21 protein-coding genes are annotated in these 23,316 nt (G+C 59.2%); 11 read left to right on the plus strand and 10 right to left on the minus strand.

What is annotated here, in order from left to right:
• Position 1: 1 nt before the first annotated feature.
• The 3 genes from ACTG2B_RS09990 (at position 2) to rnd (ending at position 3,976) form a co-directional block, all read left to right on the plus strand.
• Positions 2 to 880 (plus strand): alpha/beta fold hydrolase, encoded by an 879-nt coding sequence (locus ACTG2B_RS09990; protein ID WP_439995646.1) that lies wholly within the window; start codon positions 2 to 4, stop codon positions 878 to 880.
• Positions 881 to 1,078: 198 nt separating this feature from the next.
• Positions 1,079 to 2,755, plus strand: a complete 1,677-nt coding sequence (gene fadD, locus ACTG2B_RS09995) for a long-chain-fatty-acid--CoA ligase FadD (protein ID WP_429076857.1) — start codon at positions 1,079 to 1,081, stop codon at positions 2,753 to 2,755.
• A gap of 108 nt (positions 2,756 to 2,863) precedes the next feature.
• Positions 2,864 to 3,976 (plus strand): ribonuclease D, encoded by a 1,113-nt coding sequence (gene rnd, locus ACTG2B_RS10000; protein WP_108612378.1) that lies wholly within the window; start codon positions 2,864 to 2,866, stop codon positions 3,974 to 3,976.
• 189 nt (positions 3,977 to 4,165) lie between these two features.
• On the opposite strand, the gene ACTG2B_RS10005 is transcribed toward rnd, so the two are convergent.
• The 3 genes from ACTG2B_RS10005 to selD are packed head-to-tail and all read right to left on the minus strand — an operon-like array spanning position 4,166 to position 6,982.
• The gene (locus tag ACTG2B_RS10005; protein WP_439995647.1) at positions 4,166 to 4,810 is read right to left on the minus strand and encodes an MBL fold metallo-hydrolase; all 645 of its coding nucleotides are present in this window, start codon (positions 4,808 to 4,810) and stop codon (positions 4,166 to 4,168) included.
• A 22-nt stretch (positions 4,811 to 4,832) separates the two neighbouring features.
• Positions 4,833 to 5,948 (minus strand): tRNA 2-selenouridine(34) synthase MnmH, encoded by a 1,116-nt coding sequence (gene mnmH / locus ACTG2B_RS10010; protein WP_439995649.1) that lies wholly within the window; start codon positions 5,946 to 5,948, stop codon positions 4,833 to 4,835.
• Positions 5,945 to 6,982 (minus strand): selenide, water dikinase SelD, encoded by a 1,038-nt coding sequence (gene selD, locus ACTG2B_RS10015; RefSeq protein WP_439995650.1) that lies wholly within the window; start codon positions 6,980 to 6,982, stop codon positions 5,945 to 5,947. Before selD ends, mnmH begins: the two co-directional genes overlap by 4 nt.
• A 409-nt stretch (positions 6,983 to 7,391) precedes the next feature.
• Between selD and ACTG2B_RS10020 the strand changes: the two genes are divergently transcribed.
• Positions 7,392 to 7,820, plus strand: coding sequence for a GNAT family N-acetyltransferase (locus ACTG2B_RS10020; protein WP_160881641.1), 429 nt, complete (start codon positions 7,392 to 7,394; stop codon positions 7,818 to 7,820).
• 34 nt (positions 7,821 to 7,854) lie between these two features.
• Here the strand turns inward: ACTG2B_RS10020 and ACTG2B_RS10025 are convergent, their stop codons facing one another.
• The 3 genes from ACTG2B_RS10025 to ACTG2B_RS10035 form a co-directional block, all read right to left on the minus strand.
• The gene (locus ACTG2B_RS10025) at positions 7,855 to 9,039 is read right to left on the minus strand and encodes an acyltransferase family protein (RefSeq protein ID WP_439995652.1); all 1,185 of its coding nucleotides are present in this window, start codon (positions 9,037 to 9,039) and stop codon (positions 7,855 to 7,857) included.
• Positions 9,040 to 9,388: 349 nt separating this feature from the next.
• Positions 9,389 to 10,582, minus strand: coding sequence for a class I SAM-dependent methyltransferase (locus ACTG2B_RS10030; RefSeq protein ID WP_005336736.1), 1,194 nt, complete (start codon positions 10,580 to 10,582; stop codon positions 9,389 to 9,391).
• A gap of 113 nt (positions 10,583 to 10,695) precedes the next feature.
• Positions 10,696 to 12,126, minus strand: a complete 1,431-nt coding sequence (locus ACTG2B_RS10035) for a methyl-accepting chemotaxis protein (protein WP_139747268.1) — start codon at positions 12,124 to 12,126, stop codon at positions 10,696 to 10,698.
• An 82-nt stretch (positions 12,127 to 12,208) separates the two neighbouring features.
• Between ACTG2B_RS10035 and ACTG2B_RS10040 the strand changes: the two genes are divergently transcribed.
• Positions 12,209 to 12,481 carry an acylphosphatase gene (locus ACTG2B_RS10040; RefSeq protein WP_129504015.1) on the plus strand — a complete coding sequence of 91 codons (273 nt, stop codon included), beginning with the start codon at positions 12,209 to 12,211 and terminating at the stop codon, positions 12,479 to 12,481.
• A gap of 15 nt (positions 12,482 to 12,496) precedes the next feature.
• Positions 12,497 to 13,363, plus strand: coding sequence for a CHAD domain-containing protein (locus ACTG2B_RS10045; protein ID WP_439995653.1), 867 nt, complete (start codon positions 12,497 to 12,499; stop codon positions 13,361 to 13,363).
• Between the two features lie 137 nt (positions 13,364 to 13,500).
• On the opposite strand, the gene metG is transcribed toward ACTG2B_RS10045, so the two are convergent.
• Complete coding sequence (gene metG / locus ACTG2B_RS10050) at positions 13,501 to 15,534, minus strand: methionine--tRNA ligase (RefSeq protein WP_439995654.1); 2,034 nt, start codon at positions 15,532 to 15,534, stop codon at positions 13,501 to 13,503.
• A gap of 186 nt (positions 15,535 to 15,720) precedes the next feature.
• Between metG and apbC the strand changes: the two genes are divergently transcribed.
• From apbC to ACTG2B_RS10070, 4 genes are all read left to right on the plus strand, one after another.
• Positions 15,721 to 16,803: an iron-sulfur cluster carrier protein ApbC gene (gene apbC, locus ACTG2B_RS10055; protein WP_439995655.1), complete on the plus strand. Its 1,083-nt coding sequence runs from the start codon at positions 15,721 to 15,723 to the stop codon at positions 16,801 to 16,803.
• Between the two features lie 110 nt (positions 16,804 to 16,913).
• Entirely contained in the window at positions 16,914 to 17,558 is a 645-nt protein-coding gene (udk, locus tag ACTG2B_RS10060; RefSeq protein WP_005352133.1) for a uridine kinase, read from the plus strand.
• Positions 17,559 to 17,621: 63 nt separating this feature from the next.
• Complete coding sequence (gene dcd, locus ACTG2B_RS10065; protein ID WP_005336719.1) at positions 17,622 to 18,203, plus strand: dCTP deaminase; 582 nt, start codon at positions 17,622 to 17,624, stop codon at positions 18,201 to 18,203.
• A 376-nt stretch (positions 18,204 to 18,579) separates the two neighbouring features.
• A complete protein-coding gene (locus ACTG2B_RS10070; protein ID WP_005336717.1) occupies positions 18,580 to 20,049 on the plus strand; it encodes an inorganic phosphate transporter in 1,470 nt (489 codons plus the stop codon).
• A gap of 132 nt (positions 20,050 to 20,181) precedes the next feature.
• Here the strand turns inward: ACTG2B_RS10070 and ACTG2B_RS10075 are convergent, their stop codons facing one another.
• Entirely contained in the window at positions 20,182 to 20,433 is a 252-nt protein-coding gene (locus tag ACTG2B_RS10075) for a DUF1289 domain-containing protein (RefSeq protein WP_005352130.1), read from the minus strand.
• Positions 20,434 to 20,583: 150 nt separating this feature from the next.
• Here ACTG2B_RS10075 and mltA point away from each other — a divergent pair, with 150 nt between their 5' ends.
• On the plus strand, positions 20,584 to 21,735 hold the full coding sequence (mltA, locus tag ACTG2B_RS10080) for a murein transglycosylase A (RefSeq protein WP_019445143.1): 1,152 nt from the start codon (positions 20,584 to 20,586) through the stop codon (positions 21,733 to 21,735).
• A 118-nt stretch (positions 21,736 to 21,853) separates the two neighbouring features.
• Here mltA and yfaE read toward each other — a convergent pair whose 3' ends face one another.
• Together yfaE and nrdB are read right to left on the minus strand one after the other, a co-directional pair.
• Positions 21,854 to 22,177, minus strand: coding sequence for a class I ribonucleotide reductase maintenance protein YfaE (yfaE, locus tag ACTG2B_RS10085; protein WP_019838758.1), 324 nt, complete (start codon positions 22,175 to 22,177; stop codon positions 21,854 to 21,856).
• Positions 22,174 to 23,307, minus strand: a complete 1,134-nt coding sequence (gene nrdB / locus ACTG2B_RS10090) for a class Ia ribonucleoside-diphosphate reductase subunit beta (protein ID WP_439995656.1) — start codon at positions 23,305 to 23,307, stop codon at positions 22,174 to 22,176. Before nrdB ends, yfaE begins: the two co-directional genes overlap by 4 nt.
• Positions 23,308 to 23,316: the final 9 nt, after the last annotated feature.

The following is a 23,316-nucleotide window of genomic DNA, read 5'->3' on the forward strand; positions in this document are numbered from 1 at the left end:
CATGATCAAGAGCATCAAAAGCACTCTGCACGAACGTCTGCTGACCCTGGCAGATGGTCGGCAGGTGGCCCTGCTTGAGAATCAACTCGCGGATCAGGCTCAGCAGGGCAAACCCCTGTTGATCGCCTTGCATGGCTGGCTCGACAACAGTGCCAGCTTCTTGCCGCTGGCGCCGCATCTGGGGGATTTTCACCTCATCTGTGTCGATCTGCCGGGGCACGGTCACTCAGATCACAAAACCACCCCTTATGTCTTTGTTGACTGGCTGGACGATCTCTACCAGATCGCGCAGGCGGCCGGCTGGTCGCGCTTCACTCTGCTCGGTCACTCCCTCGGGGCGTTGATCGCCTCGACCTATGCCGGGGTGTTTCCCGAACAGGTGGAACGGCTGATCATGCTGGAGGGGCTGGGCCCGCTCAGTCAGCCCGATGAGGAGGTACCTGCCCAGCTGCGACGTGCGATTTTAAACCGCAGTCGCACCCGGGAGCGCAGTGCCAACGGCTTTGCCTCCATCGATGAAGCCGTGGCTGCTCGTTGCAAAGTGGCGGATATCACGCCGCAGTCGGCGCGCCTTATCTGTGAGCGGCAGCTTGAGATGAGGGCAGGGCGCTGGTACTGGCGCAGCGACCCCCGCTTGCGGGATCTTTCACCCCTGAGAATGAGCGAAGGACAGGCTCGTGCATTGATGGTGGCTATCCGTTGTCCTGTGCTGTTGATTCAGGGGGAGCAGGGCTTTGCTGCGCTTGAAGCCCAATGGCAGGCCCGTCAGGATGCCTTCCAGCAGATCGAGCGGGTCATATTGGGTGGAAACCACCATTTTCATATGGAAAATTCGGTTGATACGGCCGTTTGTATCGTAAAGTTTTGTCAAGTTCGGTAGAATCGCCAGCTTTCAATAATTCCAGGTTTGTTTTCTCCCTCACATTTTTCTGTTGTTAATTTGCTGTTAATTGATGTTGCGCTGTGTAAATATGTGCGGCATTAGAGCATCAGCTTAAAACAACCGATTAAAATGGATGTGAACCGGGACGGAGGCAACACAGTGAGCGCACAGGTGCTAGTTATGCAGGAGAAGTTTGTGGAAAAAGTCTGGCTGAAACGTTATCCGGAAGGGGTCCCCGCCGAGATCAATCCAGACCAATACAGCTCCCTGGTCGAGATGTTCGAATCCTCGGTGACCCAGTTTGCCGATCAGCCCGCCTTCGTCAACATGGGCCAAACCATCACCTACCGCCGTCTGGAAGAGCAGTCCCGCGCCTTTGCTGCCTACCTGCAAAACGAGCTGAAGCTGGAGAAAGGGGATCGGGTTGCGGTGATGATGCCTAACCTGCTGCAATACCCCATCGCCGTGTTCGGCATCCTGCGCGCCGGCATGATCGTGGTCAACGTCAACCCGCTCTATACCCCGCGCGAGCTGGAGCATCAGCTCAAAGATTCCGGTGCCAAAGCCATCGTCATCGTCTCCAACTTCGCCCATACCCTGGAAAAAGTGGTCTATGACACCCCGATCAAGCACGTTATCCTGACTCGGATGGGGGACAACCTGGGGCTTGCCAAGGGCACCCTGGTCAACTTCGTGGTCAAGTACGTCAAGAAGCTGGTGCCGAAATACAATCTGCCCCACGCCACCACCATGCGTCAGGCCCTCTCCAAGGGGCGTTTCCTGCAGTACATCAAGCCGGAGATCACCAACGACGATCTCGCCTTCCTGCAGTACACCGGTGGCACCACCGGCCTCTCCAAAGGGGCCATGCTGACTCATCGCAACATGATTGCCAACGTCGAGCAATGCCTCGGCGTCTACGGCCCCATGCTGGAGCGCGGCAAGGAGTTCGTGGTCACCGCGCTGCCGCTCTACCACGTTTTTGCCCTGACCGTGAACTGCCTGCTCTTTATGCGTATCGGCGGTTACAACCTGCTGATCAGCAACCCGCGCGACATCCCGGGGTTTGTCAAAGAGATCAAGAAGTACCCCTTCACCTGCATTACCGGGGTTAACACCCTGTTCAATGCGCTGGTCAACAACGAGGAGTTTCAGGGGCTCGCCTTTGACAAGCTCAAGCTGACCATCGGTGGCGGCATGGCGGTGCAGCGCGCGGTCGCGGAGAAGTGGAAGACGCTGACCGATACCCCGCTGCTGGAAGGCTATGGCCTGACCGAGTGTTCGCCATTGGTGAGTGTCTGCCCCTACGATCTGACTGACTACAACGGCTCTATCGGTTTGCCGGTCTGCTCTACCGAGATCCGTCTGGTAGATGACAACGGTCAGGTGATCCACGCCCTCGGCACCCCGGGCGAAATGCAGGTGCGCGGCCCGCAGGTGATGGTGGGCTACTGGCAGCGCCCCGAGGCGACCGCCGAAGTGATGCAGGATGGCTGGCTCTGTACCGGTGATATCGCCGTGTGCGACGAGCAGGGCTTCTTCAAGATCGTTGACCGCAAGAAGGACATGATCCTGGTCTCCGGTTTCAACGTCTATCCGAACGAGATCGAAGATGTCGTTGCCCTGCACCCGAAAGTGCTGGAAGTGGCTGCCGTCGGCGTGCCGCACAAGGTCTCCGGCGAGCTGGTGAAGATCTTTGTGGTCAAGAAAGATGCAAAATTGCAGGAGGACGAGATTATTGCCCACTGCCGTAAACATCTGACTGCCTATAAGGTGCCGAAACTGGTAGAATTTCGTGACGAACTTCCCAAGACCAATGTGGGCAAGATCCTGCGCCGCGTACTGCGCGACGAGGAGATTGCCAAGCAATAACCGGACTGCGGCTGCAGAAGCCTCTGCAAACCAGCACCGTCGTTATGCAAAACCGTGGGTCATCCCACGGTTTTTTCTTTTTGGCCCTGATCAACCGCGCAGGCACAGATGCACTATCAACTTATCACTCAGCAAGCCGAACTTGAGCAGTATCTCGCTTCTCTGGCCGACGTTCCCCTGGCTATCGATACTGAATTCGTTCGCACCCGTACCTACTACCCCCAGCTTGGCCTGTTCCAGATCTATGACGGCGAGCATCTGGCGCTGCTGGATCCGCTCACCCTGGATCTCTCCGCCCTCTGGCAGCGACTGGGGCGGGAAGGGCAGATCGCCATCCTGCACGCCTCTGGCGAAGATCTGGAGCTTATCCAGCATCAGGCGGGCCACCTGCCCAACCAGATGCACGACACCCAGCTGGCAACCGCCTTTCTCGGTTACGGCGTCTCGGTCGGCTTTGGTGCGCTGGTGAATGAATTCCTCGGGGTCGAGCTGGAAAAAGACCAAGCGCGCACCGATTGGCTGGCCCGCCCGCTTACGCCACGTCAGCTCGAATACGCGGCAGCGGATGTCTTCTACCTGATGCCGCTCTACGAGAAAGTGATGGCCAAACTGCGGGAAAGCGGCAAGTTTGCCTGGTTCGAGCAGGAGTGCCAGAACCACTCTGCCCGCAAGACCCAGGGTAGCGATCCCCGTCAGGCTTATCTTGAAATCGTCAACGCCTGGCAACTGGGTCGCCGCGAGCTCGCCATTCTGCGCGAGCTGGCCGCTTGGCGCCAGCAAGAGGCGGTGCGCCGGGACCTGGCCCTCAATTTTGTGGTGAAAGAGCTGCACCTGTTCAAGGTGGCGGAGCGTCGTCCTGCCTCCCTGCGGGATCTCAACGAGCTCGGCCTATCGCCCATCGAGATCAAGATCCACGGCAAGCGGATGCTCGATATCGTCGCCAAGGCGCAGCAGAGCGATCCTGACAGCTGGCCCGAGCCCATTCGTCGGCTGGTGGACTTCCCCCAGTACAAGGCCGAGCTCAAGCGCATCAAGGCCATGGTGGAAGAGAAGGCCAAGGCGAGCAATATTCCGCCCGAGCTGATTGCCAGCAAGAAGATCATTCACCAGTACTTCACCTGGAGCTGGCGGATGAACGACGAAGAGCGGGCCCGCAGCGACAAGCCGATGCTGCTGCAAGGGTGGCGTCATGAGCTGGTCGGTCACCTGCTGGCACAATAAGCCACCAGACGGTTGCACCCATAAATCAATCCTCACCCCCGGGTGGGGATTTTTATTGGGCGAAAGAGACAAACAGGCATGCTGAACTGGAGAACGCAGAGGGGACATGGCTGGCCGGATGGCAGGAGTCGAGAATGAAAAAGAGAGCAGAGAAGAAAAGGCAGCGGCTAATACCGCTGCCTTTTTTGATCACCAGATAGGCTGGGTCAGGTAGGGGTTACTCGCCTTCTCGCGGCCGAAGGTAGAGCTGGGGCCGTGGCCCGGGATAAAGACGATTTCGTCACCCAGCGGCAGCAGGGTCTCGGTGATCGACTTGATAAGCGTGCCGTGATCGCCACGGGGGAAGTCGGTGCGGCCGATGCTGCCGGCAAACAGCACATCACCAACCCAGGCGAGTTTTTCGGCCTGGGAGAGCAGCACGATATGACCCGGGGTGTGGCCGGGGCAGAAATAGACATCCAGCTCGCACAGGCCAACTTGCACCCTGTCACCCTGCTCAAGCCAGCGATCCGGCGTGAAGGCGGGGGTATGGGCGAAGCCGAACATCTGGCTCTGCTGGGGCAGCATGTCGAGCCAGAAGGCGTCCTCCTTGTGGGGGCCGGTAATGGCGACGCCGGTTTTTTCCCGCAGCTTGGCGGCGGCACCCACATGATCCAGATGACCGTGGGTCAGCAGGATGTGGGTCAGGGTCAGGCCGCGCTTGGCGATGGCCGCCAGCAGTTTGTCCGCTTCGCCGCCCGGATCGATCAGGGCGGCCTGATGGGTCTCGTCACACCAGATGAGGGAGCAGTTCTGGGCGAACTGGGTGACCGGGATCACCTCGAATTTCAACATAGAGTTCCTCTCTTGGGATGGATCAGCCGCGCAGCGCGTTGGCATGCTGCTCGGCGAAATAGTCGAGACAGGCCTGTTTGTCACCGCGGAATACGATGCGCTCCTGCTTGTTGCCAAGCTGATAGAGATACATGGGGTCGTAGTAGCGGGTCAGCAGCAAAGTGATCCAGGCCAGATGCAGCGCGGTATCGCCGCTTTTTTCCTGCTCGGTGAGGGCGGTCTGCATCAGGGCATCCAGCTCGCGGTGGGCCTGATCGCCGAGGCGGCGCTTGAGACGGGCCAGCGCATCGGTGAGGTAGGCAGCAAACAGCGGCCAACCGGCTTCCTGGCCATACATGGCTTGATAGCGCAGCCAGAGATCGTGCACGTAATCTTCACGGATCTGCTCGGCGCGATCGATCTGCGGTACATCTACCACCACCAGCGGTGCCTGACTCATGGCCTCATGGAGGGAGAGGGGTAGGCAGCAGCGGCCGATCAGGCGACTCTCGTCCTCGACCACGAAGGCATGCTCGCCCTGATGGCGGCGCTTGAGCAGCTCGATGGCCATGTTGTTTTCAAAATTGATGTTGCTGGGCTGGCCGCCGGGCAGTTGACCAAACGACGAGCCCCTGTGATGGGCGTGTCCTTCCAGATCGAGCGCTTGGGCCACGTGGTCCAGCATATGGGTCTTGCCGGAGCCGGTCATGCCGGTCAGCACAGTCCAGCGGCACTCGGCAGAGGCTTTGTCCTGGGTGTCGATCAGGAAGCGGCGCAGCTCCTTGTAGCCACCGGCGACGCGGGGGCGAGTCACCCCGGCATCAGCCAGCCACTGTTGTACGGTTTGCGAGCGCAGGCCGCCGCGAAAGCAGTAGAGCAGGGCATCGGGCTGCTTGCGCAACTGCGCCAGCCAGCCTTCGAGTCGCTCGGCCCGTACTGCTCCCCCCACCAGCTTGTGTCCAAGCTCAATTGCGGCGGCCTGACCCTGCTTCTTGAAGCAGGTCCCCACCTGGGCGCGCTCATCATCTGTCATTAAGGGCAGGCTGGTCGAGCAGGGGAAGGCCCCCTCCTTGAACTCGATGGGGGCGCGCACATCAATTAACGGCACATCGTCCAAAAAGAGTTGGGCGTAGTCCGTGGCCAGTGGCAATTCACTCATTGGACAATCTCGATAAAGCGGGTGCCCTCAAGGGGCTTGATCTGGCCGATGGGCGAGAGCGCAAGGCCAGCTTCTTGCGCGATGGCGAGCAGCTCGGCTTCGCTCTCTTTACCCACGGCGACCAGCAGGCCGCCGCTGGTTTGCGGGTCGCACATGATGTTGCGGGTGCGATCGTCCATGGCATCCAGCTTGTGGCCGTAGGAGTCGTGGTTGCGCAGGGTACCGCCCGGTACGCAGCCCTCGGCGAGGTAGTAATCCAGCTCATCCAGCAGCGGCAGCGCCTTGAAGTCGAGACGGGCGCTGACATTGGAGCCTTCGCACATCTCCAGCAGGTGACCGGCCAGACCAAAACCGGTGACGTCGGTCATGGCGTGCACACCCGGCAGCTCGGCAAATCGTTGACCGATCTTGTTGAGGGTGCACATGGCGTTGGGGGCTAGTTGCTCGTGTTCGGGCTTGAGCTTGCCCTTCTTCTGGGCGGTGGTGAGGATACCGATACCAAGGGGCTTGGTCAGATAGAGGGTGTCACCCACCTTGGCGGTGTCGTTCTGCTTAATGGCATCCAGCGGCACGATACCGGTGACCGCGAGGCCGAAGATGGGCTCGGGGGCATCGATACTGTGACCACCGGCCAGTGAAATACCCGCTTCGTGGCACACCTGACGGCCGCCGTCGATTACCTGCTGGGCCACTTCCGGCGCCAGGGTATTGATGGGCCAGCCGAGGATGGCGATGGCAACGATAGGCTTGCCGCCCATGGCGTAGATGTCGCTGATGGCGTTGGTGGCGGCAATGCGGCCAAAGGTGAAGGGGTCATCGACGATGGGCATGAAGAAATCGGTGGTGGAGACAATGCCCTGACCGTTGCCGATATCGACCACGGCCGCGTCATCCTTGCTGCTGTTGCCAACGATCAGAGTCGGGTCGTTGAAGCCCGGGATCTGGCTCTTGAGGATGGTGTCGAGTACCTTGGGAGAGATTTTGCAGCCGCAGCCAGCGCCGTGGCTGTATTGGGTCAGACGAATGGAAGACATACTTACCCCTTTTATTTGCAAACAGAGCAGAGGCTCTGTGGAGCCGTCTTGGTCAATGGGCGGTCTTGTAGAGAGAATGACAAGAAGCCGCAAATATGGGTGGCCTCGGTGCCAACAGGGGCAGCGATGACTGGCAGTTATGAAGGACCGCCAGGCCGGACGGGGAAGAAAAGGGCGACAAGGTGCGCCAGCGCAGCCCCGCCAAGGGCCACAGGACGGGGCATTATGCCACATTTGCCCCTTGGGGTTCGAACAGGAATTCACATAAACAGCAGGGAATTGCCCGCACTTGCCTGTCATCGGGCTGGAACCGCCGCGCACTGCTTGATTGCAGTACAGATGCAGCCAAGAGAACGTCAATTGAGAGCAATAGCGCACGCAACCACTGCGTCATCAGGAGGAGAGCTTAGTGACCACCACATTTTTGGTTAACCACCCCATCACCACGGCGCAGTTTGCGGCGTTGTTGGCGCAGACCTCGCTGGGAGCGAGACGGCCGCTGGACCGTCCCGCCACCCTGCAGGGCATGCTGGATAACGCCAATTTGCTGATCACCGCCTGGCAGGGCGAGACCCTGGTCGGGGTGGCCCGCTCGGTGACCGATTTTCATTTTTGTTGCTACCTCTCGGATCTGGCGGTGGCCGAGTCGGTGCAGGGTCAGGGGATTGGCAAAGCTCTTATTCGCGAGACGTTTTTGCAATTGCAGCCCGGCTGCAAGCTGATCCTGCTGGCCGCGCCGCAGGCGGTGGCGTACTACCCCAAGCTCGGATTTAGCCAGCACCCGAGTGCCTGGGTGATGAGCAGTCTGGATGAACTGGTACTGGATGAGCTGGCATAAAACCGTCAACTCATCCAAACAGGGCAAGATTAGCTTATCCGGCTTGCTCCAGCGCCGGTTGCCGTGACTTGCCCCAGCGGCGCAGGCGCCGCTGCAATGGCCGCTCCAGCAGGTTGTAGCTCAAGGCAGAGAGGCTGATCAGCACTGCCAGCATCAGCAAGGTTGCCACTACCCCCAATAGCGGATTGGTTTGGGCATACCACCACGCGGTGAGCCCCGGCGCCAGATAGTGGATGAGCTCGCAGCCGGTGAGCAGTACCAGCGCATGGAGCAGGTAGATGGAGTAGGAGAGATCCCCCAGCCAGTTGGTGAAGCGGCTATCCAAAAGGCGCAGCAGCGGACTCCGGCGCTCCCCCTGGGCAGCGGCAATCCAGATCAACATCACGTAGGAGCTGATCAGCAGCAGGGTCAGTTGCGGCGTCATGGCGAACTGCATCAGCGCGAAGGGCAGCACAAAGGCGGCCAGCAGCGGCAGATCCTGCTGCATCATGGGCAAGTCTTTTGCGGCCTTGACCCTTGGCAGCAGCCAGAGACCGAGCACAAACTCACTCACCCCGCGTCCCACTGCAAGCGCGCCGCTGGTGACATCCAGGGTGCCGCGACTGTGCACGATAAAGGCCAGCACCGTCAGCGCCAGCAGGGGGGCGAGATGGCTCCAGCGACTGCGGGTTACCGCCAGCGGGATCAGCAGCGGGAACAGCAGGTAGCTGATCCACTCTACGCTCAGCGACCAGGCGGCGAAGTTCCAGGTCAACCCGTGATCGGTTACCACCTGCAGCAGCAGTAAGGCGCTGGGCAGCGCTTCGGCTGGCGTGAAGGGCGAACCGAAAGGCGGCATCCCTTCCCACTCCCACATCTTGAACAAGGGGCCGGCATAGAAGCCTACTCCGTACTGCGCCTTGTAAAGTTCCCAGCCGACCAGCAACAGCAGGGTTACCAGGTAGAGGGGGTAGACGCGGGTCAGCCGTAGCCAGAGAAAGCGGCCATAGCTCACGGTGCGGGGCGTGCGGGTGAAGGCCTCCCCATAGACATGTGCCAGCACCACGCCGCTCAAAATAAAGAACAGATCGACCCAGAGGTAGCCGTTCTCGATGAGTTGGGTGTGGCCTGCGATCGGCTCCATCCACTGGGGAAAGAGCAATAATCGGGCATGGAACAGCACCACCATCAGGGCAGCGATGCCCCGCAGCGGCGTTAACAGCGGCAATGATTGATTCATATCGGGATCCCTTGTGATGTTCAGCTTGGCCTGACATCTATTTTGTTGTTGTACCGCCCATCAATCCTGACGGGACGGTTGCCCCGGCTCGGCTGCCGCAGGCGGGATCACACTACGGAAAAGAGAGTCATACGGATGTGATTTAAATCATAAATGTGCAGTTATTGTGCAAAGTAATTTAAACAGAAAAGAAGTGGGGCGCTGGCAGCAAAAGAGGAGGAGAAGGAACGCGAATAAAGCAGAGAGGGTGGTCAACGGGGCGAGCGTCAGGCTCAGGTTTATACGGCGCGATGCAAAACAATCAGGCCCGCAAGGGGCCTGATTGATCACAAGGGAAGATGACGACCGATCAGCGGGCGCGTACCACCAGTCCCTTGAGGTAGAAGCCTTCCGGATAGGCGGTACCGATGGGGTGATCGGAGGCCTGGGAGAGCAGCTCCAGGATCTGGGCATCGCGGCCGGCATCTAGCGCCGCATCGGCAACGATCTTCTGGAACAGGCTCTGCTCCATCAGGCCGGAGCAGGAGTAGGTCAGCAGCACGCCACCCGGCGCCAGCAGCTGGAACGCCAGCATATTGATGTCCTTGTAGCCACGGCAGGCGCCAAGCAGCTGGGCCTTGCTCTCGGCGAACTTGGGCGGATCCAGCACGATGACGTCGAACTTCTCGCCCTTCTCACGATATTCCCGCAGCAGCTTGAACACGTCGTGACGGACAAACTGGGTATTGCTGGTATCCAGCCCGTTCAGCTCGGCGTTCTGGCGGGCGATATCCAGCGCATTCTGGGAGAGATCGACGTTGACCACTTCCTTGGCGCCGCCCTTGAGAGCATAAACGCCAAAACCGCCGGTGTAGCAGAAGCAGTTGAGCACACGCTTGCCTTCGGTGTACTTGGCAGCAGCCTGACGGTTATCCCGCTGATCCAGATAGAAGCCGGTTTTATGGCCGTTACGAATGTCTACCAGGATCTTGACGCCACCATTCTCTTCGATGACCACCGGTTCGTTCGGGGTCTCGCCATAAATGACGCCGGTGCGCTCTTTCAGCCCTTCCTTCTTGCGTACCGCCACGTCGGAGCGCTCATAGATGCTGCACTCGGGGTAGAGTGTACGCAGTGCTTGGGTGATCAGCTCACGCTGGAACTCGGCACCGGCAGAGAGGATCTGGCACACCAGAAAATCGGCATAACGGTCGATGGTCAGACCCGGCAGGCCATCGGATTCGGCGGCGCAGAGGCGATAGCCGGTGAGACCCTGACGCTTGATCAGCGGATCGCGAGACTCTTGAGCATATTTGAGGCGACGGATAAAGAAGTCGAGATCGACGGTCTCATCCTTGTCGAAGGTCCAGACCCGGGCACGGATCTGGGAGCTGCCTGACCAGGCGCCACGGGCGAGCCACTTGCCATCGTTGGCATAGATCTCGACGGTATCGCCGTCAATGGGGTTGCCCTGAACCCGCTCAATCCCCTTGGAGAAGATCCAGGGGTGGCGACGTAGCAGGGATTTTTCGCGGCCTTTGACGAGATAGATGGAAGCGCTCATGGATGTTTGCCGATGGTAGAAAGAAAAGGGGCCACATTCTATGTGGCCCGCAGGTAAAACTCAAACAACCCTGTGTAATGGATGGGGTTGCCCTGATCTGACACCTCATATGGTCAGAGCTTAATCCCCTTGAGTGCCTGGGTCAGCTCGCTGGCGGTGGCTTTCAGCCCCTGCGTACCGGCTACCGAGGCACTGGCAGATTCTTCCACCTGCGCCGCTTCATGGCGCACCTGATCCAGATTGTGGGTGATCTCGGCGGCGACCGAGCTCTGCTCTTCGCTCGAGGTAGCGATCTGGGTGCTCATCTCCAGCACCGCATCGCTGTGGTTGCTCAGCTTCTCGATATCGAGCCCCACCTCGCTGATGAGCTGCTGGCTGCTGGCGGCACGCCCCACGGTTTTCTCCATGATCTCGTTTAGCGCCCCGGTACCGGTCTGCAGCTCTTCGATCATCTGCTGGATCTCCACCGTCGCATGCTGGGTACGGCTGGCGAGGGTACGCACCTCATCAGCTACCACCGCAAAGCCGCGACCTTGCTCACCGGCACGGGCCGCTTCAATGGCGGCGTTGAGGGCCAACAAGTTGGTCTGCTGGGAGATGGCGTTGATGACGTTGACCACCTCGTTGATCCGGTTGGCGTTGTGGGTTAGCCGCTCGACCGCGCCGGAGGCGTTGCCAATCTCGTCGGCCAGGGTGCGGATCGCCTCTATGGTGCGGGCTACCCGGTTGGCGCCATTGGCCGCCTCTTCGCTCGACTGGCGGGTTTGTTGCAGGGTGTCGTTGGCATTGCGCGCCACTTCGCGGATCGCCGCCGACATCTGCTCCATGGCAGTGGCCAGTGAATCCATGTGCTGGCGCTGGGAACGCGCCATGGTCTCGCCTTCGCGTGCATGGTCACGAAACTCGTCGGCGGCCATGGTCAGCGCTTCGGCAGACTCCTCCACCAGTTTGACGATCTGGTGCTGGCGGTCGGTAAATCGGTCGATGCTGCCCGCCAGGGTGGAGAACTCATCCCGCACCGGGAAGAAGTTGAGTCGGAAGGTGAGATCGCCGTCCGCCACGGTTTGCAACGCCTTGTTGGTGGAGTAAAGCGCTCCGGAGACAAAGGTCATCATGTAGTGGATCACCAGCGCCATCAGGGCGGCCAGCGCGCCGATCAGGAGCAGGGTCGAGCCCTGACCCTCCCACATGGAGAGGTTGCCGGTATCGAGATCACCGGTGACGTAGCCTGCCTGACCCGCTGGCGCGCTAAAGAGGTAGTGATCTCCTTGCTGCTGCAACCCGCTGCTGCCTTGCCGGGTCAGACGCAGATCAGCAGGCAATACCAGAGTGGGCTGCTGGCTGACCAGCTGCGCCGTGGTCTCGACCCGTTGCTGCAACTGCGCTACCCGCAGGGAGATCTCCTGCTGATGGCTGGCTGCCAGCATGTACCAGCTGAGGAAGGCGATGATGAAGAGAGGTAACCAGAACGCGATATGGAATTTTTCACTGATGGTGAGGTGAATGAGATAGCGGTCAACCCACCGGAATTTAACTTCTTTCATAATGGAGCTGCATCCTGCAGAGATAGAGTGTCGGGCACATTATCGTCTCGGGAATTTTTTTCTTAAGCGGAAGGTGTGAGAAATGGGAGAGCAATCGTTTGTCATTCGGGTGTGGGGGCAGGTGCAGGGGGTGGGATTTCGCTATTTCACCCGCGAGCGGGCGCTGCAACTGGGTTTGCGGGGCCATGCCTACAACCTGGAGGATGGCTCGGTGGAGATCCTCATCAGCGGCCCCGCGCAGGGGGTGCAGATGATGCTGGGGTGGCTGGAACATGGCCCGCGCACCGCCAGAGTGACCAAGATGGAGTATGAGGAGGCGCTGCCGCCCACCGGTCAGGGCTTTCACACCAACTGAAGGGGCGGGGATGAGATGGACGCTGACAAGGAAGGTCTGTTGCTGACTCAGGCAACAAGCTGGGTCGCCCGTTATCAGGAGGCGGCGCGGGCGGTGCGCGAAGAGGCCAGCGAACCGGCCGTGCATGGCTACCGTATCGCAGCGCGCCGCTTGCTGGCGCTGCTCGCCCTGTGGCGGCCACTCACCTATCATCCCGAGCTGGAGCGGCGTCTGCTGCGCTCGGTCGGGCGGCTCTCGGCGCTGCGGGATGCTCAGGTCTACGCCGAGCGTTTTGGCAAGCCGCCTGCCAGCACGGGCAATACTCACAAATCTGCCTGTCGCGTACCCCTGTTGTCACGGCGACTGGCCCGCTGGCTCGCGGCGGTGGCGCAGGTGCCGGATGCGCGGGCATTGGCATCGCTCTATCAGCAGCATCTGGCCCTGCGCCTTGATGAGGCACAGAGCGCTCTCGATGAACCTATTCCCTGCGTTGGGAAATCTGCCAGCTCCCGTCAGCAACAGTTGCACCGCTGGCATCGGCTGCGCCTCGAGATCAAGCAGGCCCGTTATGGCGTGGAATTGTTGCTGGATCTGGGGAGTGGGGATCCCGGCTGGTTGAGCACCCTGACTCACTGGCAGGAGCGACTCGGCCAGTTGCAGGATTGGCGTCAATGGCGGCGGAGGTTGCGAGCAGAGCAGGGGAACAGCCACAAGCAGGCGAAACTGCGGCAGCAGTTGAAGGGGAAGATCACCACCCGTTTGCGTCAACTGGACTGCCAGCAGGCGGAGCTGGTGGCGCTCAAACTGGCGATGCTGGCAGGCCACAACATGAATGACATGCCAAGTCGGGTGATCAGGTATTCAGAACAAAATGTATCGCCCGCCAAGTCAAGCGGTGGATAGCCCCGAGGCCGCAATCTGCGGAAGTCATCCGCGACCAGCATCTACAAAAACTATCCAGGCCAAACAGGTGAGACAAAAAAGAGAGGCCGTTTGGCCTCTCTTCTTCTATCTCGCTGTGGTCGCAGTCAGCGATACGCTTACTTGACGCGCATGCCCGGCTGGGCGCCTTCCTGCGGCTCCAGGATCCAGAGATCCTTGCCGCCCGGGCCTGCGGCCAGCACCATGCCTTCGGACATGCCGAAACGCATCTTGCGCGGCGCCAGGTTGGCCACCATCACGGTCAGCTTGCCTTCCAGATCTTCCGGGTTGTAGGCGGACTTGATACCGGCAAACACCTGACGGGTTTCGCCGCCGATATCCAGTTGCAGCTTGAGCAGCTTCTCGGCTTCCGGTACCGCTTCGGCCTTCTTGATCAGCGCGACGCGCAGGTCAATCTTGGCAAAGTCGTCATAGGTGATGGTTTCGCTGATGGGGTCATCAGCCAGCGGGCCGGTCACTTTCGGTGCCTGCTCTTTGGCCAGGTCTTCCTTGGATGCCTCGATCATGGCTTCAATCTTCGCCGGCTCGATGCGGGAGAAGAGGGCCTTGAACGGTGCAACGGTATGGTCGACCAGCGGCATCTCGATGCCATCCCAGCTGAGGGTTTCGGCCAGGAAGGCTTCGGCACGTTCGGCCAGGAGCGGCATGACGGGCTTGAGGTAGGCCATTAGCACGCGGAACAGGTTGATGCCAACAGAGCAGACCGCCTGCAGCTCGGCGTCAGCCCATTCCTGCTTGGCGATAACCCAGGGCGCCTTGTCGTCCACGTAGCGGTTGGCCTTGTCGGCCAGCGCCATGATTTCGCGGATGGCGCGGCTGAACTCGCGGCTCTCATACGCTTCGGCGATGGCGGTACGGGCATTGGCGAATTCGGCGTAGAGCTCGGGCTCGGCGCAGGTTGCTGCCAGCTTGCCGCCAAAGCGCTTGGCAATAAAGCCGGCGTTGCGGGAGGCGAGGTTGACCAGCTTGTTGACCACGTCGGCGTTGACGCGCTGCACGAAATCTTCGAGGTTCAGGTCCAGATCGTCGATGCGGCTGTTGAGCTTGGCGGCGTAGTAGTAACGCAGGCACTCCGGATCCAGGTGGTTCAGGTAGGTGGATGCCTTGATAAAGGTGCCCTTGGACTTGGACATCTTGGCGCCGTTGACGGTCACATAGCCGTGTACGTTGACCTTGGTCGGCTTGCGGAAGTTGGCACCTTCCAGCATGGACGGCCAGAACAGGCAGTGGAAGTAGGCGATGTCCTTGCCGATGAAGTGGTAGAGCTCGGCGTCGGAGTCCGCTTTCCAGTAGCTGTCAAAGTCGATGTCGCCACGCTTGTTGCACAGGTTCTTGAAAGAAGCCATGTAGCCGATGGGGGCATCCAGCCAGACGTAGAAGTACTTGCCCGGGGCGCCGGGGATTTCAAAACCGAAGTAGGGGGCGTCACGGGTGATGTCCCACTGCTGCAGGCCGCTTTCGAACCACTCCTGCATCTTGTTAGCCATCTCTTCCTGAATGGCGCCGGAGCCGCGCACCCACTCAGAGAGCCATTTTTCAAACTGCGGCAGGTCGAAGAAGAAGTGCTCGGAGTCCTTCATTACCGGAGTCGCACCGGAGACGGCAGATTTCGGATCGATCAGCTCCGTCGGGCTGTAGGTGGCGCCGCAGCTGTCGCAGTTGTCGCCATACTGCTCCGGAGATTTGCACTTGGGGCAGGTTCCCTTGACGAAACGGTCCGGCAGGAACATGGATTTTTCCGGATCGAACAGCTGGGAGATGGTGCGGCTCTTGATAAAACCACCATTTTTCAGGCGGCCGTAGATCAACTCCGCCAGCTCGCGGTTTTCATCGCTGTGGGTGGAGTGATAGTTGTCAAAGCTGATGTTGAACCCGGCGAAATCGGCCTGGTGCTCTTTGGAGACCGCCGCAATCATCTCTTCCGGGGTGATCCCCATCTGCTGTGCCTTGAGCATGATCGGGGTGCCGTGGGCATCATCGGCACAGATAAAGTGCACCTGATGACCGCGCATTCGCTGATAACGAACCCAGATATCGGCCTGGATATGTTCCAGCATGTGGCCAAGATGGATGGAGCCATTGGCATAGGGGAGGGCGCAGGTTACCAGCATTTTACGAGGATCAGTTGCCATATTACGTTCTTGATGTGCTTGTTGGGATGATAGAGTGCCGTGCATGTTACCCGAATTGGGGGTAGCCTGCCTAGGGTTGTGGCTATGCCAACCTTGGCAGCACCTGCTGTTACGATGGCAGGCAAGCCACTGATTTGTGTGCGGTAACCGTTCACCTCAAGATAATGACAAGATAATGAGGAGTTAATGGTGATTGATTCAGTAAAACAGATCCTCGCCGAATTTAAGCCAGCAGGCTGGCACATGGATCTGGTGGATGCCGGATTCGTTCGCGAGATCATCAATCAGGGTCAGGGGCTTACTATCCGGCTGGTATTGCCGTTTGCCGGTCTCTCGCTGCTCGATCAGCTCAAAGAGAACTACGATGCCAGGCTGCGTAGTGCCACCGGCGCTGCCCGTATCGACTGGGCATTGGAGATCGATGTGGCCAGCATGCCGAGGGCGCAGGGCCTCAATGCCGTGCAGGGCATTCGCAACATCATCGTGGTTGCTTCCGGCAAGGGGGGGGTTGGCAAGTCCACCACCGCGGTCAATCTGGCGCTGGCCCTGCAAAAAGAGGGGGCGCGGGTCGCTATTCTCGATGCCGATATCTATGGCCCTTCCATTCCTACCATGATGGGCACCCTCAAGGAGCGCCCGGTCAGCCATGACGGCAAGCTGATGGAGCCGGTGATGGCCTGCGGCCTCAAGAGCAACAGCATCGGCTATCTGGTCTCCGAGCAGGATGCCACCATCTGGCGTGGCCCGATGGCGAGCAAGGCGCTGGCGCAGATCCTCCATGAGACCCGCTGGGGTGAGGTAGATTATCTGGTGGTAGACATGCCGCCGGGCACTGGCGATATCCAGCTCACCATGGCTCAGCAGGTGCCGACTTCGGCGGCGGTGATCGTCACCACCCCGCAGGATGTGGCGCTGGCCGATGCCCGCAAGGGGATCGCCATGTTCAACAAGGTCAATGTGCCGGTGCTAGGCATCATCGAGAACATGAGTTATCACGTTTGCAGCGCCTGTGGTCATCATGAGCCGCTGTTTGGTACCGGTGGCGGCCAGAAGATGGCAGAGCAGTATCAAGTGGCGCTGCTTGGCCAGTTGCCGCTGCACATCGATATCCGCCAACACATGGATGATGGCTGTCCGACGGTGTTCGGCGCACCGGAAGGAAGCCTGGCTCAGGCCTATTTGAAGCTGGCGCGCAGGGTAGGGGCTGAACTCTTTTTCAGCGCAAAACCGATTGCGACCCCCCTCTATGCCATGGCGCTGGATGAATAATCGGCGGTCGGTCACTTGACAGGGAATTGAGGGTGGGCATGACCCACCCTTTTTTATATAATGGATCGGTTTAAACCATCCCCACTGCTCTTCTCTTTTAGGTATTTGTCATGTCTGATACTCAACATTCGTGTGTGATCATCGGTATTGCGGGCGCATCTGCGTCTGGCAAAAGTCTTATAGCCCAGACCATTTATGAAGAGCTGGTGGCCGAACTGGGCGCAGGTCAGATTGGTGTGATCACCGAAGATTGCTACTACCGTGATCAGACCCACCTGACCATGGAAGAGCGGGTCAAGACCAACTATGACCACCCCAACGCGCTCGATCACGACTTGCTGGTACAGCACCTGAGCCAGCTGGTCAAAGGTGACGCGGTTGCCATTCCCCAGTACTCCTACACCGAACACACCCGGATGAACGAAGTGACCCCGTTTGCCCCGCGCCGGGTGATCATTCTGGAAGGGATCCTGCTGCTGACCGACAGCCGTCTGCGGGATCTGATGGATGCCTCCATCTTTATGGATACCCCGCTCGACATCTGCCTGTTGCGCCGTCTGGTGCGTGATGTGCAGGAGCGTGGCCGTACCATGGACTCCGTGCTCAAGCAGTACCAGAAGACGGTGCGTCCGATGTTCCTGCAGTTTATCGAGCCGTCCAAACAGTATGCCGATGTGATCGTGCCCCGTGGTGGCAAGAACCGCATCGCCATCGACATGCTCAAGGCGCGTATTCGCCACATGTTGATTGGTTAAGATGAAACAAGCCGGGTGATGCCCGGCTTTTTTAAAAGCACAATTTGTCAGGAGAGTCGCCCAATGCGTCTGTGTGATACCGATATTGAACGCCATCTGGATGAAGGCAAGATCGTCATTGAGCCACGGCCCGGGGTAGAGCGGATCAGTGGTGTCAGTGTCGATGTGCTGCTGGGTAACGAGTTTCGGGTGTTTCGCGATCATACCGCACCCTATATCGACCTGAGCGGCCCGAGCAGCGAGATGGCCGATGCCATCGATCGGGTGATGAGTGACGAGATCCACATCCCCGATGGCGAAGCCTTCTACCTGCACCCGGGTCAGCTGGCGCTGGCGGTGACCTACGAATCCGTCACCCTGCCTGCCGATATTGTCGGCTGGCTGGATGGCCGCTCTTCACTGGCGCGCCTGGGTTTGATGGTGCACGTGACGGCGCACCGGATCGATCCGGGTTGGTCCGGTCGTATCGTGCTGGAGTTCTACAACGGCGGCAAACTGCCGCTGGCACTGCGCCCGAAGATGAAAATTGGCGCCTTGAACTTCGAGATGCTCTCCGGCGTCGCAGCCCGTCCCTACAACAAGCGGGAAAATGCCAAGTACAAGAGCCAGCAGGGCGCCGTTGCCAGTCGCATCAATCAGGACTGATAACTGACAACACGGCAACGATTCAAGGGAGCACAAGGTGCTCCCTTTTTGCATCTGGAATCAAACGGATATGGGGTTGATGGTGCTGGTCGGATGAGATTGGCGGGACAGGGACGTTTTATCACCACTTTCGCCCGTTTTTTGTCATAAAAACGTCATGAAAATGAAATTATTGGCTTAATTGTCAGCTATTTTTGCCCTTTCCCGCAATCATTGATGGCTTTAATTAATCGATGGCAAGCCGCATGAAGACTGGCTCTAGGATATTTTTTTCCAAAAAGCTCTTTTTTTTTATGGCTGAAATATTTCAATGGTGGCTATGGTGTTGGCCGCCATCTGGCATAATCCGCCGCAACTCATAAACAGGCTTTTTTTTATGTTTGAAATGTTTAGTGGTTTGGGTTTGTGGTGGTCAATCGGTTTGGTATTGGCCGTTTTTTTTGTGCTTGCCTATGAATTTATCAACGGCTTTCACGATACCGCCAACGCGGTAGCAACGGTTATCTATACCAAGGCGATGCCAGCTCACCTGGCGGTCGTTGCATCGGGGATCTTCAACTTTTTTGGCGTCATGTTCGGCGGTCTGGGTGTGGCCTATGCCATTGTCCATCTGCTGCCTATCGACCTGCTGCTTGGGATGGACTCCACCCAAGGGTTGATCATGGTCTTCTCCTTGCTGTTTTCCGCCATCGTGTGGAACCTGGGCACCTGGTTCTTCGGGATCCCGGCCTCCAGTTCACATACCTTGATCGGTTCCATTCTGGGGGTAGGCGGCGCCTATGCCTGGATCACCCATAAACCGGTGACAGAAGGGATCAACGTGGGCAAAGCGATCGACATCATGCTTTCCCTCATCATCTCTCCCACCATCGGCTTCATCATCGCTGCGCTGCTGCTGCTGGCAATGAAACGCATCTGGACCAGCAACAAGATCCACAAAACACCGGAAGAGCGTCAGCTGGTGGATGGCAAGAAGCACCCGCCATTCTGGGCACGTTTGACCCTGGTGGCCTCGGCCATGGGCGTCAGCTTCGTACACGGCTCCAACGATGGCCAGAAGGGCATCGGTCTGGTGATGCTGGTGCTGATCTGTATGGCGCCCGCCTATTTCGCGCTGGACATGAACAGCCGCGCTTATGACCTGGATCGGACCCAGGATGCCAACCAGCGCATCATGGAGATCTACCAGCGCAACCAGTCCGCCCTCTCTGGCGTCATCAACTTCTCTGCACCGGCAACGGCTCAGGAAGAGCTGATGACTCACTGCTCCGCCGATGGCGTGCTGCAGGCGATGGCCACTCTGGATGCCCGTCTGGGGGCCGTGCGTACTTATGATCAGATGAGCCTGACCGACCGCCGCGAAGTGCGTCGTCTGCTGCTCTGTATCGATGACACCGCCCGCAAAGCGGCTAAGCTGCCGCTGCCCGCCAAGGAGCTGACCGACCTGGCCAAATGGCGCAAGGATCTGACCGCGACCGCTGAATACGCACCGACCTGGGTGATCGTCTCCATCGCGCTGGCGCTGGGTTGCGGCACCATGGTGGGCTGGCGTCGTATCGTTCATACCGTGGGCGAGAAGATCGGCACTACCGGCATGACCTACAGCCAGGGCATTGCGGCCCAGATCACTGCTGCAACCTCCATCGGGGTCGCCAGTCTGACCGGTATGCCGGTGTCCACCACCCACATCCTCTCTTCTGCGGTGGCGGGGACCATGGTAGCCAACAAATCCGGCCTGCAGAGCCAGACCATCAAGACTATCCTGATGGCTTGGGTGCTGACCCTGCCGCTGACCATGTTGCTCTCCGGCGGCCTGTTCATCGTCAGCCACCATCTGTTTGGTTGATCTGCCGCGTTCATAACGCGCATCACAATGACAATGCCGCCCGGTCGAAAGATCGGGCGGCATTTTTTATATGCTGGATAGGTCGTGTCTCGTGAGCGCAGGAATATGGTTTGCAGGGATGTTAGGAGCGGGTCAGAAATCCCAGCCAGATTGCGGCATCGGTTCAGGTTGATCGCCTTCGCGAGCCTTGCGCCGCGCAGCCTCGACCCGGCGTTTGCGATCCCGGCACAGGCGCATCACCTCTTGTTGCTGGGCAGGGGTCATGGTGAGCCAGTTGAAACGCTCTTCGCGATTGCGCAGGCACCCCTTGCAGTAGCCTTTGTTGTTCACTTCGCAGACCCCGATGCAGGGGCTCTGCAGCGGGAATATTTCGAGCTGTTCCATTCATCACCTCGCACATCCTGTCACCTTGTTATAACCCAGCGGCTCCCCTTTGGAGAAATCCTGCTTCAAGTGATTGATGTCGTTTGCTTTCCCCCTGCAAATTTGGCATCTTCCCCGCCGAGCATGGCTCTTGGCGTTATATGAGGACATATGAACAAACACGCGTACTGGCTGACCGCCGCAGTGCTGGGACTGGCCGGTTGTGCGGGCAACTCTGACAAAGCAGAAGTGCCCAAAAAACAGACCGACAACAGATGCTTTCTTAACTGCGAGGTGCCGGAAAATCTGGGCAAGCAGTATCTGGACGGGACCTTGCCAGAGGATCTGGTGAGGGTGGAGCGGGTCAATAGCCGTGCGCGTGCCGACTACAGCAAGTTTGGCCCGCAAAGCAGACTGGTATTGGAGCGCTCCGGCAAGATGACCCGCCGTTATGGCGAGCTCTATCACCAGCTCTCCCGCTGGGTGGCGGGCGGCGGCAATCCTGCCGACATCACCCGTTACGGTATCAGCCTGGCTCAGCTGGGCGGCGCAGATCGCATGGGTAACGTGCTGTTTACCGGTTACTACTCGCCGGTGCTGGAGGTGCGCCACCGCCCGGATGCCAAGTACAAATATCCCATCTATGCCATGCCCAAATGTGGCGGTCGCTGTCCGACCCGGGCCGAGATCCATCAGGGGGCCCTGGCCAACCGCGGGCTGGAGCTGGGTTACAGCAAATCCCTTATCGACAACTTCCTGATGGATGTGCAGGGCTCCGGCTTTGTCCACTACGGGGATGACGATCGGCTGCAATATCTGGGCTACAGCGGCAAGAACGGCCACGGTTACGTGAGTATTGGTCGGGTACTGATCGACCGCGGTGAAGTGCCCAAAGAGCAGATGTCGATGAAGGCCATCAAGGAGTGGGCCAACCGTCAACCGGAGGAGAGCGTCAAGGAGCTGGTGGAGCAGAACCCCTCCTATGTCTTCTTCGAGCGTCGACCCACCAATGATGTGATCGGTGCGGCCGGTATCCCGCTGCTGCCGCTGGCGGCTGTCGCCGCCGACAAGACCCTGCTGCCGATGGGGACCCCGATCCTCGCTGAAGTTCCCTTGCTCGACAAAGAGGGCAACTGGACCGGCAAGCACCAGCTGCGCTTGTTGATTGCGCTGGATGTGGGCGGGGCAGTGAAGAAGGGGCACCTCGATCTCTACCACGGTATGGGTGAGAAGGCTGGCGTCGCAGCCGGTCACTACAAGCACTTTGGCCGGGTCTGGAAGCTGGGCCTGCACCACGGGCCGACCGCTGCCCCCTGGTTGTAATCCTCTGATGGGTTGGGCGTCTGTCATCGGGCGCCCGAGCAATGTGAAGAGACAAAAAAAGCCGCCGGATTGCTCCGGCGGCTTTCTATTTTGTGCGAGTTGCCAGTCTGTGGCTGCGTCAGCTCTTCTGGATATCCAGCCGGATGGCGCCGACCGGTTTGCAGCAGCAGGGGAGGCACTCCCCCTGGGCGACGAATGCCAAGGGCACCGCAGGATAGTGCACCTTGCCAGCCATCAGCGGAGTGCGGCAGGCGCCGCAATAGCCGCTGCGACACTGAAATTCCACATGATGACCATGGCGCTCCAGGGTCTCCAACACGCTTTCGCCGGGATGGGCGTGCAGCACGGCACCATCCCGGGTATGTACCCGTGGTGCCACGACCGCCTGCTGTTCAGCAGCTGCGTGCGGGGCAGGGGTCAGCGTGTTGGTGGCATCACTCACAGCTCGAAATCACCCAGGTCATCGGCATTGACTTCGCTGTCGATCTGACCGACCAGATAGGAGCTGACCTCTACCTCTTGCGGGGCGACCTGTACGTTGTCGGATGACAGCCAGGTGTTGATCCAGGGGATCGGGTTCTGCTTGGTGCCGGCAAAGGCTGGCTGCAGGCCGACCGCAGTCATGCGCAGGTTGGTGATGTATTCCACGTACTGGCAGAGGATGTCCTTGTTCAGGCCGATCATGGAGCCGTCCTGGAACAGGTACTCGGCCCACTCTTTCTCCTGAATGGCCGCCTCCTTGAAGATCTCGAAGCAGGCCTGTTCGCACTCGGCGGCGATCTCGGCCATCTCCGGGTCATCCTGGCCGGTACGCATCAGGTTCAGCATGTGCTGGGTGCCGGTGAGGTGCAGCGCTTCGTCGCGGGCGATCATCTTGATGATCTTGGCGTTGCCTTCCATCAGTTCACGCTCGGCGAAGGCAAAGGAGCAGGCGAAGCTGACGTAGAAGCGAATTGCCTCCAGCGCGTTGACGCTCATCAGGCACAGATAGAGCTTCTTCTTGAGCTCGCGCAAGGTGATGGTCACCTCGCGGCCAGCAACGGTGTGGGTTCCTTCACCGTGCAGGTTGTAGAGGGCGGTCGCTTCGATCAGGTCGTCGTAGAAGTGGCTGATGGAGCCAGCGCGTTTGAGGATCTGCTCGTTGGTCACGATGTCGTCGAACACCTGGGCGGGAGTGTTGACGATGTTGCGGATGATATGGGTGTAGGAGCGAGAGTGGATGGTCTCGGAGAATGCCCAGGTCTCGATCCAGGTTTCCAGCTCCGGAATGGAGACCAGCGGCAGCAGCGCCACGTTGGGGCTGCGACCCTGAATGGAGTCCAGCAGGGTCTGGTACTTCAGGTTGGAGATGAAGATGTGCTGCTCATGGGGCGGCAGGGCCTGATAGTCGATGCGATCACGGGAGACATCCACCTCTTCCGGGCGCCAGAAGAAGGAGAGTTGCTTTTCGATCAGCCGCTCGAACACTTCGTGCTTTTGCTGGTCATAACGGGCTACGTTGACCGATTGGCCAAAAAACATCGGCTCTTTGAGCTGGTCGTTTTGGGTTTGGCAGAAAGTTGAATAGGCCATGGTTACCAG

Origin of the sequence: Aeromonas sp. 30P, from assembly GCF_051919805.1 — a bacterium.
In the GTDB taxonomy this organism is placed as follows: Bacteria; Pseudomonadota; Gammaproteobacteria; order Enterobacterales; family Aeromonadaceae; genus Aeromonas; species Aeromonas veronii.